General features: G+C 71.4%; 11 protein-coding genes. 8 read left to right on the forward strand and 3 right to left on the reverse strand.

All coding sequences use genetic code 11. The features are described from left to right. The first annotated feature begins 122 nt into the window (after window positions 1–122). Window positions 123–1,109 (forward strand): DUF4349 domain-containing protein, encoded by a 987-nt coding sequence (locus OG568_RS14225; protein WP_329531804.1) that lies wholly within the window; start codon window positions 123–125, stop codon window positions 1,107–1,109. A gap of 27 nt (window positions 1,110–1,136) precedes the next feature. Beyond that, window positions 1,137–2,525: an FAD-dependent oxidoreductase gene (locus OG568_RS14230; protein WP_329531805.1), complete on the forward strand. Its 1,389-nt coding sequence runs from the start codon at window positions 1,137–1,139 to the stop codon at window positions 2,523–2,525. 104 nt (window positions 2,526–2,629) lie between these two features. Here the strand turns inward: OG568_RS14230 and OG568_RS14235 are convergent, their stop codons facing one another. After that, on the reverse strand, window positions 2,630–2,965 hold the full coding sequence (locus OG568_RS14235; protein ID WP_329531806.1) for a hypothetical protein: 336 nt from the start codon (window positions 2,963–2,965) through the stop codon (window positions 2,630–2,632). A 126-nt stretch (window positions 2,966–3,091) separates the two neighbouring features. On the opposite strand from OG568_RS14235, the gene OG568_RS14240 reads away from it, so the two are divergent. Further along, a complete protein-coding gene (locus OG568_RS14240; RefSeq protein WP_329531807.1) occupies window positions 3,092–3,910 on the forward strand; it encodes a rhomboid family intramembrane serine protease in 819 nt (272 codons plus the stop codon). 55 nt (window positions 3,911–3,965) lie between these two features. On the opposite strand, the gene hemE is transcribed toward OG568_RS14240, so the two are convergent. After that, window positions 3,966–5,036, reverse strand: a complete 1,071-nt coding sequence (gene hemE / locus OG568_RS14245) for a uroporphyrinogen decarboxylase (RefSeq protein WP_329531808.1) — start codon at window positions 5,034–5,036, stop codon at window positions 3,966–3,968. Between the two features lie 205 nt (window positions 5,037–5,241). Between hemE and OG568_RS14250 the strand changes: the two genes are divergently transcribed. The 5 genes from OG568_RS14250 to OG568_RS14270 all read left to right on the forward strand — a co-directional run bounded on the left by OG568_RS14250 (window position 5,242) and on the right by OG568_RS14270 (window position 12,082). Beyond that, window positions 5,242–5,868, forward strand: a complete 627-nt coding sequence (locus OG568_RS14250) for a DUF3000 domain-containing protein (protein WP_266429810.1) — start codon at window positions 5,242–5,244, stop codon at window positions 5,866–5,868. Window positions 5,869–6,204: 336 nt separating this feature from the next. Further along, entirely contained in the window at window positions 6,205–6,867 is a 663-nt protein-coding gene (locus tag OG568_RS14255) for a response regulator transcription factor (RefSeq protein ID WP_054234007.1), read from the forward strand. Between the two features lie 124 nt (window positions 6,868–6,991). Then, complete coding sequence (locus OG568_RS14260; protein WP_266429828.1) at window positions 6,992–8,269, forward strand: ribonuclease D; 1,278 nt, start codon at window positions 6,992–6,994, stop codon at window positions 8,267–8,269. 463 nt (window positions 8,270–8,732) lie between these two features. Continuing rightward, window positions 8,733–9,959 carry a thiolase family protein gene (locus tag OG568_RS14265; protein WP_099920196.1) on the forward strand — a complete coding sequence of 409 codons (1,227 nt, stop codon included), beginning with the start codon at window positions 8,733–8,735 and terminating at the stop codon, window positions 9,957–9,959. After that, complete coding sequence (locus tag OG568_RS14270) at window positions 9,956–12,082, forward strand: 3-hydroxyacyl-CoA dehydrogenase NAD-binding domain-containing protein (RefSeq protein WP_329531809.1); 2,127 nt, start codon at window positions 9,956–9,958, stop codon at window positions 12,080–12,082. The genes OG568_RS14265 and OG568_RS14270 overlap by 4 nt, the downstream gene beginning before the upstream one ends. A 340-nt stretch (window positions 12,083–12,422) precedes the next feature. On the opposite strand, the gene OG568_RS14275 is transcribed toward OG568_RS14270, so the two are convergent. Next, window positions 12,423–13,439 (reverse strand): hypothetical protein, encoded by a 1,017-nt coding sequence (locus OG568_RS14275; protein ID WP_329531810.1) that lies wholly within the window; start codon window positions 13,437–13,439, stop codon window positions 12,423–12,425. Window positions 13,440–13,445 lie beyond the last annotated feature (6 nt).

The raw sequence follows: 13,445 nt of genomic DNA on the forward strand, positions 1-13,445 counted from the left end.
GTACGGCGGTGTCCCGCGCGAGTCCCGACCGTGACCGCATCGGGACCGGATCCCGCCAACGTCGCGCCCGGTCCCGGCGTCGAAGGAGGGTCAGCAGTCACCAGCCACGGGGGTACGCCCACATGTACACACGACGTTCCGCTCGAACCGGCCCGGCCCTCGCCGGGATACTCCTCGCCGCCGCCCTCGCGGTGACCGGCTGTGGCGCCGCCGGCGGTGGCTCCGACTCCACCGCAGACAAGGCGGCCGCGCCGGGCGCCGGGAACGCCCGCTCGGGCGCCGCGGCCGACGCCGCCTCGGGCGCGGGCGGCGCCAGGTCCACCACCCCGTCCAAGGCCACCGGCACGTCCGTCCCGGCCGGCAGCCACATCATCCGCACCGCCTCGCTGACCCTGCGGGTCAAGGACGTGCCCAAGGCGCTGGACGAGGCCCGCACCGCGGCTGTCGACGCGGGCGGCTACGTCGGCAACGAGACGACCACCCGGGACGGCGGGGGCCGCGAGCGCACCCGAGCCGTACTGCGTGTGCCCACCGACCGGTACGACGCGGTGCTCTCCTCCCTGGAGGGCACCGGGAAGGTAGTCGAGCGGACGGCCAAGGCGCAGGACGTCACCGACCAGGTCGTCGACGTGGAGAGCCGCGTCAAGTCGCAGCGCGTCAGCGTGGCGCGGGTCCGTGAGCTGATGGACCGGGCCACCAAGCTCAGCGATGTGGTCGCCCTGGAAGGGGAGTTGAGCACCCGCGAGTCCGACTTGGACGCCCTGCTCGCCCAGCAGGCGTCCCTGAAGGACCGCACCGACCTGGCCACCATCACGCTCTCCCTCTCCGAGACGCCGCTCAAGGACGCCGGGAAGAAGTCCGACTCCACGGGCTTCGTGGACGCGCTGACGGGCGGCTGGGACGCGTTCGTCACGATGCTGCGCTGGATCGCGGTGGTGTTCGGCGCGGTGCTCCCGTTCCTGCTGAGCGCGGGGCTCCTCGTGGCGCTGTGGCTGCGCCTCGCCCGCACGGGGCGGCCGCGCCGGCCCGCGGCCGAGACGGCTCCCGCGAGCGCGGGTTCGCTGCCGGTGGCGCCGCCGGTGCGCGAAGAGGGTGGCGAAGAGGACTGAAATGCCGGGCCCCCGTAGCGTGTTCGCATGAGCATGAGCCGTACGGAGCGACTGGTCGTGATCGGGGGTGACGCGGCGGGCATGTCCGCCGCGTCACAGGCACGCCGGATGCGCGGGCCCGACGAGCTGGAGATCGTGGCGTTCGAACGCGGCCACTTCAGCTCCTACTCGGCCTGCGGCATCCCGTACTGGGTGGGCGGCGACGTCCCCGAGCGGGACCGGCTGATCGCGCGGAGCCCGGCGGAACACCGGGAGCGCGCGATCGACCTGCGGATGCGCACCGAGGTCACCGAAATCGACCTGGCGGGCAGTCGCGTCCGCTCGCTCGACCTCGAGACCGGGGCCGAGGAGTGGACCTCGTACGACAAACTCGTGATCGCGACCGGCGCCCGCCCGATCCGCCCCGACCTGCCGGGCGTCGACGCTCCGGGTGTGCACGGTGTGCAGACCCTGGACGACGGCCAGGCCCTCCTGGACACACTGGCCTCGACCGAGGGCCGGCGCGCGGTGGTCGTCGGCGCGGGCTACATCGGCGTGGAGATGGCCGAGGCGCTCATCAACCGCGGGTACGAGGTGACCGTCGTCAACCGCGGCAAGGAGCCGATGTCCACGCTCGATCCCGACATGGGCCGCCTGGTCCACACGGCCATGGAGAACCTGGGTATCACCATGGTCAACGACGCCGAGATCACCGAGCTTCGCACCGGGGAGGACGGGCGGGTGCGCGCGGTGGCCACTGAGGACGCCGAGTACCCGGCGGACGTGGTCGTGCTCGGCATCGGCGTACGCCCCGAGACCACGCTCGCACGGGCCGCGGGACTCCCCCTCGGCGACCACGGCGGGCTGCTCACGGACCTGGCGATGCGGGTGCGCGGGTACGAGAACGTCTGGGCCGGCGGCGACTGTGTCGAGGTGCTCGACCTGCTCTCGGGACGCGAACGGCACATCGCGCTGGGCACGCACGCCAACAAGCACGGGCAGGTCATCGGCACCAACGTGGGCGGCGGGTACGGGACCTTCCCCGGTGTCGTCGGCACGGCCGTGAGCAAGGTCTGCGACCTGGAGATCGCCCGCACCGGGCTGCGCGAGAAGGACGCGCACCGGGCGGGCCTGCGGTTCGAGACCGTCACCATCGAGTCGACCGCCCGTGCGGGCTACTACCCGGACGCGGACCTCATGACGGTGAAGATGCTCGCCGAACGCCGCACGGGGCGGCTGCTCGGCGTGCAGATCGTCGGCGGGGAAGGCGCGGCGAAGCGGGTCGACATCGCCGCGGTGGCGCTGACCGCGGGCATGACGGTGGAACAGATGACATCCCTGGACCTGGGATACGCGCCCCCGTTCTCACCGGTGTGGGACCCCATCCTGGTGGCGGCACGCAAGGCGGTGACGGCGGTACGCAAGAACTCCGGTTGAGTGAAGCGCCCCGTCAGGGGCGCGAGGCTGTGACATATGCGGCTCCGCCGCGTGGGCGCGACCAGCCACAACGCACCCGCAGTCGACCCTCAACCGCTACGCGCCTAGGCGGACTCGTGCCCCGTGTTCCCGTTGATGCGGTCTATCGCCTGCCGCGCCTGCTCGGCCGGCGGCCGCGCCGGCAACGAGGACACCGACGCCGAGGCGGTGACGGCCGCGGGCTGCGTGGTGGGCGGCTTGGCATGGGCGGCCGACCGCGCGGAGCGCAACCGGTGGCTGACGGCCTCGTCCAGGGTCACCGGCCGCTGCATCCGCGCCGCGAGCCGTCCGGCCTCCTGGCCGAGCGCGGCGACGTCCTCCCAGGGGAGGTGCAGCACCAGGGCGATTTCCGCCTCGCCGTCGGGCAGGGCATGCATCGGAGGAGTAACTCGGTCGTTCATCGCCTGTGTCCTCACGTCTTCCTCGCGTCGCGTCTTCGTCGCGGCGCGGGCGGTTGAGGAGACATACGGACACGGCGGCGGGGGCGTTCACGGATTCACCCGGCGTATCCCGGGCACTAGTTCCTCGTGGTCATCCCCGTCCATGACGTGAACCCGGTGCGCCGCACGCCCTATATGACGTATGCACTGATCGCCGTCAATGTCCTGGTGTTCCTCTACACGCCCGGCCTCGCCGGATCCGTGGCGGGTGACAGCGGGCTCTCCCAACTGTGCCATCTGCACGCGTTCCTGGAGCACTACGCCGCGGTACCACAGGAGTTGATCCACCACCATGTGACCCGCCTCGTACCGACCGGCGAGGTCGGCGTCGGGGCGGGGGGACCCGGGTGTCTGGTGGGCCCGCCGACGTACGACAAGTCGCCGCCGCTCTCGGTCCTCACCGCGATGTTCCTGCACGGCAGCTGGCTGCACCTGCTCGGCAACATGCTCTTCCTGCTGATCTTCGGCAACAACATCGAGGACCGCCTCGGACATGTGCGGTTCGCGGTGTTCTACGTGGCGTGCGGTTACGCGGCGGCGTACGGCTTCGCGTACCTCAACGCCGACTCGGCCGACCCGCTGATCGGCGCCTCCGGAGCGATCGCCGGAGTCCTCGGCGCCTATCTGGTGCTCTATCCGAGGGCCAGGGTCTGGGTGCTCGTCCCGTTCCTGGTCTTCCTGCCGCTGCGGCTGCCCGCGTGGCTGGTGCTGGGCTTCTGGTTCGCGCTGCAGGCGGTGTACTCCTCCGGCGGCGGCGTCTCCACCGCCGGAACCGTGGCGTACGAGGCCCACGTGGTCGGCTTCCTCGTGGGGATGCTGCTGGCCTGGCCGCTGCGCCCGGGCACCCCGCCACCGCCGGAACCGCGCAGCCTGCTGTTCGGCAGACAGGCGCGGCACAGCTGGTGAGGCGTGCGGTGAGGAGGCATGCGGTGCCGAGCCGTGCGGCGTCCCCCGTACGAGGTCAGCGCGCGGTCTGCTGGTGGACGTACGCCACGAGGCGGGTCAGCGCGTCCGGGTCGGTGCTCGGCGGGACGCCGTGGCCGAGGTTGAAGACATGGCCCTCGAGACCGGCGGCGGCGTCCAGCACCTCGCGGGTCTTGGCCTCGACGGCCTCGGTGGTGGAGAAGAGGACGGCGGGGTCGAGGTTGCCCTGAAGCGCCTTGCCGGGACCGACACGGCGCGCGGCCTCGTCGAGCGGGACGCGCCAGTCGACGCCGACGACGTCCGCGCCCGCCTCGCCCATGAGGCCGAGCAGTTCGCCGGTGCCGACGCCGAAGTGGATGCGCGGCACGCCGTACCCGGCCACGGACTCGAAGACCTTGGCGGACGCGGGCATCACCGAGCGCCGGTAGTCGGCGGGCGCCAGGGCGCCGACCCAGGAGTCGAAGAGCTGGACGGCGCTCGCGCCCGCCTCGATCTGCACCTTCAGGAAGGCGGAGGTGATCTCGGCGAGACGGTCGAGCAGGTCGGCCCACAGCTGCGGGTCGCCGTACATGAGCGCCTTGGTGTGCTCGTGGTTCTTGGACGGGCCGCCCTCCACGAGGTAACTCGCGAGGGTGAAAGGCGCGCCCGCGAAGCCGATGAGCGGGGTCTCGCCGAGCTCGGCCGTCAGGAGCTTGATCGCCTCGGTGACGTACCAGACGTCCTCGGGGGTCAGATCGCGCAGCTGGGCCAGGTCGGCGCGGGTGCGGATCGGGTTCGCGACGACCGGGCCGACGCCCGGCTTGATGTCGAGGTCGATGCCGATGGCCTTCAGCGGGACGACGATGTCGCTGAAGTAGATCGCCGCGTCCACGTTGTGCCGGCGTACGGGCTGGAGCGTGATCTCGGCGACCAGCTCGGGCCGCATGCAGGAGTCCAGCATGGCGATGCCCTCGCGCACCTTCAGGTACTCGGGCAGCGAGCGCCCGGCCTGCCGCATGAACCACACCGGCGTGTGCGGCACGGGCTCGCGCCTGCACGCCTTCAGGAAGGCGGACTCGTACGTGGCTGTCGGCGGCTGGCCCGTGGCGGGGCGGTCATTGGCACTCACGACGGAAAGTCTCGCACGCCCCACAGCCCCACAAACGCCGGGCTCCGGCGCCCGGACCGGGCCCCTCCCGTCTGCGCGTTTCGCGCACCGCGATCCGGACAGTGGTCCGGCGCACGGGTGTCTCTCCCTGCGCGCGGGCTCCGTTCCCCTTAATCTTCCCCGCATGGCTGCGGCTCAGGGACGACTGTCGGACGGCGCTGGCGAAATGGACGATGCCAAGGAGGGGGACGGTGATGCGAGGGAGACGGGTCCGCCGCCCTTCCGGGCTGCCGTCGACGCACTGAGGGCCGCGCGGCTGCGGCCCGAGATCGAGATCGACCCGACGCGGCCACCGCAGCGCCTGGCCCCGTACGCGTATGCGCTGGAGGCCGCGGTCGTCGCCGACGACGAGGACCTGGCGGACGGCCGGCTCATCCTGCTGCACGACCCGGCGGGGCACGACGCCTGGCAGGGCTCGTTCCGGCTGGTGACGCTGGTCCGTGCGGAGCTGGAGCCGGAGATGGCGGCCGACCCGCTGCTCCCGGACGTCTCCTGGTCGTGGCTGACCGGCGCGCTGCAGGCCCGCGGCCTGTCGTACGGCGAACCGAGCGGCACCGTCACCCGGGCGAGCTCGCACTACTTCGGGGGGCTGTCCGAGCGCCCCTCCGCGTCGCAGATCGAGATCCGTGCCTCCTGGACGCCTCGCGAGGGCCTGGGCGGCGTACCGGACACGGCCGCGCACCTCGCCGCCTGGTGCGATCTGCTCTGCCAGATCGCGGGCCTGCCCCCGGCGGGGCCGGGCGACGCCTCGGTGGTGACCCTCCCGCAGCGTCGGGGGCCGCAGTCCCGCTGAACACCCGGATTCCGTCTTCTCCGTCCTCCGGGGCGCCCGTGTCAGGTCGAACGGGCGCCCTTTCCGATCGCGTGGAACGCCGCGCCCTTTACCGAGTTCCTTGCCGAGGCTTTGTCGATACGGCCACTTTCAGCCGTGTCGCGACATGGAATGACTCGGTTCGATCTTCGGATGATCGATCGCGTGTCCGAATTGCACGGATTGTTACTCACCAAATCGTGATCATTCTCTAAAGGCGGACGGGTTTGATGCCGAAGACGTCTGTGACCTTGAAAGCACGGTTCGCCCCGGCACCATCCCCACAGCCGGTCCCGTCCCGCACCCCCAGGAGGCCTGGTGTCCGTTCTCCTCGAGCAGCCCGCAAGCCTGGTCGCCTACCGCCCGAACAAGCCGACCGCCATGGTGGTCGTGGCCGACCCACGGGTCCGATCCACCGTCACCCGCCACCTCTGGGCGCTCGGAGTACGCGACGTCATCGAGGCGTCGTCCGTCGCGGAGGCCCGTCCCCGAATCGGCAACCCGCGCGACATCTGTGTCGCCGACGTCCACCTGCCCGACGGCAGCGGGCTCACCCTGCTGTCCGAGACCCGAGCCGCGGGCTGGCCCAACGGCCTCGCCCTCTCCGCGGCCGACGACATCGGCGCCGTGCGCAACGCCCTCGCGGGCGGCGTCAAGGGCTATGTCGTCACCGGCACCCGTACGAACGTCGGGCTCCCCACCCGACCCGGTGTCGCGCCCATCGGCTCGGCCGCCGCCCGTATGCACCGCCGCCCCCCGGGTGCCCCGAGCCACCCGGGCGGCTACCGCGAGCTCTCCGGCCGCGAGGTCGAGGTGCTCCGGCTCGTCGCCGAGGGCCAGTCGAACAAGGCCATCGGCGTCTCGATGGGCCTGTCCGCGCTGACCGTCAAGAGCCACCTCGCCCGCATCGCCCGCAAGCTCGGCACGGGCGACCGCGCCGGGATGGTGGCGGTCGCCCTGCGGACGGGGATCATCCACTGAAACGGGGGCACACCCCTCCACCGGACCGGATCTTTCACCGACCTGACTGGTTTACGACCCCCCTGCACCCGTCGACGGAACGTTCCGTCGGCGGGTGTAGTCCATACACGGATACCCTTGACAGGTGACCGACGCCCAAGAGACCGCAGAAGACAGCTCACTGCGAACCACCGGAGGCGGCCCTCCGGACGACGTCGAATCGGCGCCGATCCCTTTGCTTGAGCCCCGAGAGGGCATTCCGCCCGTCGTCGCCGACGAGACCTCGCTCGCCGAGGTGATCGCGGCCTTCGCCGCCGGCTCCGGCCCCGTGGCCGTGGACGCCGAACGCGCGTCCGGATACCGATACGGCCAGCGCGCCTATCTGGTGCAACTGCGCCGCGAGGGCGCGGGTACGGCGCTGATCGACCCCATCGCCTGTCCCGACCTCTCCGGGCTCGGCGAGGCCATCTCCGGCGTCGAATGGGTGCTGCACGCCGCCACCCAGGACCTGCCGTGTCTGCGCGAGATAGGCATGGTGCCGACGCGGCTCTTCGACACCGAGCTGGCCGGCCGCCTGGCCGGGTTCCCCCGGGTGGGCCTGGGCGCGATGGTCGAGAGCGTGCTCGGCTTCGTACTGGAGAAGGGGCACTCCGCGGTCGACTGGTCCACGCGTCCGCTCCCGGAGCCGTGGCTGCGCTACGCCGCGCTCGACGTGGAACTGCTCGTCGACCTGCGCGACGCCCTGGAGAAGGAGCTCGACCGGCAGGGCAAGCTGGAGTGGGCCCGGCAGGAGTTCGACGCGATCGCGCAGGCCGAGCCCGCGCCGCCGCGCAAGGACCCCTGGCGTCGCACGTCCGGGATGCACAAGGTGCGCCGCCGTCGGCAGATGGCGGTCGTACAGGACCTGTGGGAGACCCGGGACCGGATCGCCCAGCGCCGTGACATCTCGCCGGGCAAGGTGCTGGGGGACGCGGCCATCGTGGAGGCCGCGCTCTCCCTTCCGGCCAACGTGCACGCGCTGGCCGCGCTGAACGGGTTCGGGCACCGGATGGGGCGGCGCCAGCTGGAGCAGTGGCAGGCCGCGGTGGATCGCGCGAGGGCGCTGCCGGAAGCCGAGCTGCCGCAGCCGGGGCAGCCCGTCACCGGACCTCCCCCGCCGCGCGCCTGGGCCGACAAGGACCCGGCCGCCGCAGCCCGGCTGTCCGCGGCGCGCGCGGCCGTGTCGGCGCTGGCCGAGCAGCTCAACATGCCGCAGGAGAATCTGATCACCCCGGACACGGTGCGGCGGGTGTGCTGGGAGCCGCCGGTCGGCGCCGACACCGAGTCGGTCTCGGCCGCGCTTGCCGGGTACGGGGCGCGGGCGTGGCAGGTGGAGTTGGTCACACCGGTATTGGTGGAGGCGCTGGCGGCGAAGGGGGCCTAGTGCCGCGGCAGGCAACGTTTGCCCGTCAAGGAGCGGCGTCCGGTGCGTGCTCTCGGCGTGCCGGCCGGAAGTCCTCGTACTGGACGTACTTGGGCTTTCGGCCGGTGCGGCGAGTGGGGGCACCGCCCACGCCCTTGAGGCAGTGGGGGAGCGTGCCGGGCGTCGTGACGGGGCGAACGTTGCCTGTCGCGGCACTAGTCGCCGTACGTGGTTCTGTCGTACGGCGACCGCGGGTTGTTCCGGGTTGCTCGCGCGGTTCCCCGCGCCCCTTTCGGGGCCCTTGAAGCGAAAGAGCGACGTCGAGATCACGCCAAGATCCTCGGACGGCTTTCGTGTGACGTTCGCCGCTCCCGCCGTCGGGGGTGGGCAGGGTGGTTACTCGCAAGTAGCATGAGGGGTGAGCGCGCGCTCAGGGCGTGTGCGTCGCGCAGCAGTGCCATCCCGCATCTGGAGGAGAGCCATCGTGCCTCGTACCGTCAGGGACGTCGTCTTCGTCGACGGCGTCCGCACCCCGTTCGGCAAGGCGGGCCCGAAGGGCATCTACCACGAGACCCGCGCCGACGACCTCGTCGTGAAGGCCATCCGGGAGCTGCTGCGCCGCAACCCGGGCCTCGACCCGAAGAAGATCGACGAGGTCGCCATCGCCGCGACCACGCAGATCGGTGACCAGGGTCTGACGCTGGGCCGCACGGCGGGCATCCTCGCCGGTCTCCCCCAGTCGGTCCCCGGCTACTCCATCGACCGCATGTGCGCGGGCGCGCTGACCGCCGTCACCACCACCGCGGGCTCCATCGCCTTCGGTGCGTACGACGCCGTCATCGCCGGTGGTGTCGAGCACATGGGCCGCCACCCGATGGGCGAGGGCGTGGACCCGAACCCGCGGTTCGTCAGCGAGAAGCTGGTCGACGAGTCCGCCCTGTTCATGGGCATGACCGCCGAGAACCTGCACGACCGCTACCCCACGATCACCAAGCAGCGCGCCGACGAGTACGCCGTGCGCTCGCAGGAGAAGGCCGCCAAGGCGTACGCCAACGGCAAGATCCAGCAGGACCTGGTGCCGATCTCGGTGCGCAACACCAACGCGGAGGTCGGTGAGACCGGCTGGGGCCTGGTCACCGCCGACGAGCCGATGCGCCCGGGCACCACGCTGGAGAACCTGGCCGGGCTCAAGACGCCGTTCCGCGTCCACGGCCGGGTCACCGCCGGTAACGCCGCCGGTCTGAACGACGGTGCGACCGCGTCGATCCTCGCCTCCGAGGACTTCGCCCGCGAGAACGGCCTGCCGGTCAAGATGCGCCTGGTCTCGTACGCCTTCGCGGGCGTCGAGCCGGAGGTCATGGGCTACGGCCCGATCCCGGCCACCGAGAAGGCCCTCGCCCAGGCCGGCCTGTCGATCGAGGACATCAACCTCTTCGAGATCAACGAGGCCTTCGCCGTCCAGGTGCTGGCCTTCCTGGAGCACTACGGCATCGCCGACGACGACGCGCGCGTCAACCAGTACGGCGGCGCGATCGCCTACGGCCACCCCCTCGCCTCCTCCGGCGTACGTCTGATGACGCAGCTGGCCCGCCAGTTCGAGGAGCAGCCGGAGGTCCGTTACGGCCTCACCACCATGTGCGTCGGCTTCGGCATGGGCGCCACGGTGATCTGGGAGAACCCGCACCACAAGGACGCCGGAGGCAACAAGTGAGCACCGCTGAACTCCTGAAGGGTGCGGCCGAGCTGTTCCCCGACGAGGTCGTGACGTCGGCCAACGTACGTCACCTCGACCTGCCGTTCGGCGCCGGGCGCTTCGCCCTCATCACGCTGGACAACGGCTTCGACCACACCAAGCCGACCACCTTCGGCCCGGCCTCGCTGGCGAACCTGGCCGCCGCGATCGACCAGGTCGAGAAGGAGGCCGCGGCCGGCGAGATCGTCGGTGTCGGCGTCACCGGCAAGCCGTTCATCTTCGCGGTCGGCGCGGACCTGAAGGGCGTCGAGCTCCTCAAGAACCACGACGACGCGCTCGCCATCGGCAAGGGCGGCCACGAGGTCTTCAAGCGCCTCGCGGGCATCGCGGTGCCGACCTTCGCGTACTACAACGGCGCGGCCATGGGCGGCGGCGTCGAGGTCGGTCTGCACTGCGCGTACCGGACCGTCTCGACGGCGATCGCCGCCTTCTCCCTCCCCGAGGTCTTCCTCGGCCTGGTTCCGGGCTGGGGCGGCTGCACGCTGCTCCCGAACCTGATCGGCGCCGACAAGGCCGTCTCGGTCATCATCGAGAACTCGCTCAACCAGAACAAGCAGCTCAAGGGCAAGCAGGTCTTCGACCTCGGCATCGCCGACGCCATCTTCGAGGGCGCCGACTTCCTGGAGCAGTCGCTGATCTGGACCGCGTCCGTCCTCAAGGGCGACATCACGGTCGAGCGTCCCGAGATCGACCGCGGGGAGGCCTGGGACCAGGCCGTCGCCAAGGGCCGGTTCATCGCCGACAGCAAGGTGCACGGGGCGGCTCCGGCCGCCTACCGCGCCCTCGACATCATCGAGGCGGCCAAGGACGGCGACCTCCAGAAGGGCTACGACGCCGAGGACATCGCCCTCGCCGACCTGATCATGGGCGGCGAACTGCGTTCCGGCATCTACGCCTTCAACCTGGTGCAGAAGCGCGGCAAGCGCCCGGCGGGCGCCCCGGACAAGAGCCTGGCCCGTCCGGTCACCAAGGTGGGCGTCGTGGGCGCGGGCCTGATGGCCTCGCAGCTCGCCCTCCTCTTCCTGCGCCGCCTCGAAGTGCCCGTCGTCCTGACGGACATCGACCAGGAGCGCGTCGACAAGGGTGTGGGCTACGTCCACGCCGAGATCGACAAGCTGCTGTCGAAGTCCCGCATCAACCAGGACAAGGCCAACCGCCTCAAGGCGCTGGTGACCGGTGTGCTGGACAAGGCCGAGGGCTTCTCCGACGCCGACTTCATCATCGAGGCCGTCTTCGAGGAGATCGGCGTCAAGCAGCAGGTGTTCGCGGAGGTCGAGGCGGTCGCCCCGGCGCACGCGATCCTCGCGACGAACACCTCTTCGCTCTCGGTGACGGAGATGGCGTCGAAGCTGAAGAACCCCGAGCGGGTCGTGGGCTTCCACTTCTTCAACCCGGTCGCGATCCTGCCGCTGCTTGAGATCGTGCGCGGTGAGCAGACGGACGACGCCTCGCTCGCCACGGCGTTCGCCGTCGCCAAGAAGCTGAAGAAGACCGCGGTCCTGGTGAAGGACGCCCCGGCGTTCGTCGTCAACCGCATCCTCACCCGCTTCATGGGCGAGATCCAGAACGTCATCGACGAGGGCACGCCGGTCGAGGTCGCGGAGAAGGCGGTCGAGCCCCTGGGCCTGCCGATGTCTCCCCTCGTCCTGCTGGAGCTGGTCGGCCCCGCGATCGGTCTGCATGTCTCGGAGACCCTCAACCGGGCCTTCCCGGACCGCTTCACGGTCTCCCCGAACCTCGCCGCCGTCGTCAAGGCGGGCAAGCGCGGCTTCTACGTGTACGACTCCGGGAAGCCGGAGCTGGACCCCGAGGTCGCGGCGCTGCTGAAGCAGGGCGACGTGGTCCTGACGGAGGAGCAGGTGCGCGCCCGTGTCCTGGACGCGGTCGCCCAGGAGATCGGTCTGATGCTCGACGAGGGTGTCGTCGCCGAGGCCCAGGACATCGACCTCTGCCTGATCACCGGTGCGGGCTGGCCCTTCCACCTGGGCGGGATCACTCCGTACCTGGACCGTGAGGGCGTCTCCGAGCGGGTGACCGGCAAGCGGTTCCTGGAGGTCGGGGTGGCTTCCGTCCCCGCGTAAGCGCTCCGCTGTGTCTGACGGGTGCCCTGTATGCCGACGTGGCGTACAGGGCACCCGGCGTTTCCTCGCCCCCGCCGCCCCTACCCGTCCCATCCCAGGGGCTCCGCCCCTTCGACCCCGAATCGCCTGAACGGCTCGTCCTCAAACGCCGGACGGGCTGAAAGATGCGCGCCAGCGCCCTTGAGGGGCGCGGGGAACTGCGCGACCAGCCCCCACCAGGCCCGCAGCCAAACGAACCGGACGGGCGGGGACGCGGGGCGAAGCCCCCGCCTCAGGGGCGCGGGGAACTGCGCGACCAGCCGCCACCCACCCGCAGCCGAAGAACACCCCCCGGTTTCTGTCACACCGGGTGCCAGGCCTCCAGGGCCAGGCCCGGTTCGTCCTTGCGTCGGGTGAGGAGGAGTTCCTCGCTGCCCGGGGCCAGGGTCGCCGCCACCACCCGCCCGTCCTCGTCCTCGGCGAGAGACACCTCGGCCCCGACGGGAAGCCCGGGACCCGACTCGGTCCACCACGCCCCCGCCGCCTCCTGCTCGGTGGGATACGCGGCGAAGACGATCCGACCGCTCGCCGAGCGCTGCGCGAGCAACGTGCAGTCGTAGCCGTCGAGTTCGCAGCGGATCGCCGAGACGGGGCCGGGACCGGCCGACGCGAGCACGGGGACGGACTTGGTGCCCGGGCGCCACGCGCACACGTCACCCGCCTCGTCGGTGAAGAAGAGAGTGGTGGCGGAGGGGGAGGTGGCGAGGGCACGGAGGGTGCCGGGGCGTACCGATGTCTCCAGGGACTCCTGGAGAACCGGCTGCTTGCCCGCCTCCTCCTGGCGCCAGTGGGCGATCCCGTCGGGCAGGGCCGCGTACAGCTCGACGAGCCCGGACCCCCCCGTCACGGCCGCCAGATCCTCCCGTACGTCACTGCCCTTGAGGTCGCGCCAGGGATCCCAGCCGCCCTTCTCCTTCTGGGCGACCATGCTGACCCCGCCGCCCTTGTTGCGCACGAAGACGTGGGCGCGCCCCTGGGCGTCGACCGCGACGGCCGGTGGACCGGTGCGGTCACCCGTCTTGTTGGGGTGCCCGATCGGGTGCCAGTCGAGCGCGGCGAGCCGCGGCCGGTAGTGCGTGGTGTGGACGAGCCCGGACTCACCGGGCACGGTGGGGCGCCAGGAGACGAGATGGGTGTAGCCGTCGGCGCCCTGGCCGACGGCGAGGACGGGGTGCAGGCGCTGCGCGCCGCCGATGGTGCGCGGTGGGTCCCAGGGGCCGCCGGGCCCGCGCTCCGCCCGGCAGTGGACGGCGGTGCCCGACAGCAGGTACGCACTGAGCCTGCCGTCACGACCGCGTCTGAGCCATTCGCCGTTCACCGGTTC

The organism is Streptomyces sp. NBC_01450 (genome assembly GCF_036227505.1).
In the GTDB taxonomy this organism is placed as follows: Bacteria; Actinomycetota; Actinomycetes; order Streptomycetales; family Streptomycetaceae; genus Streptomyces.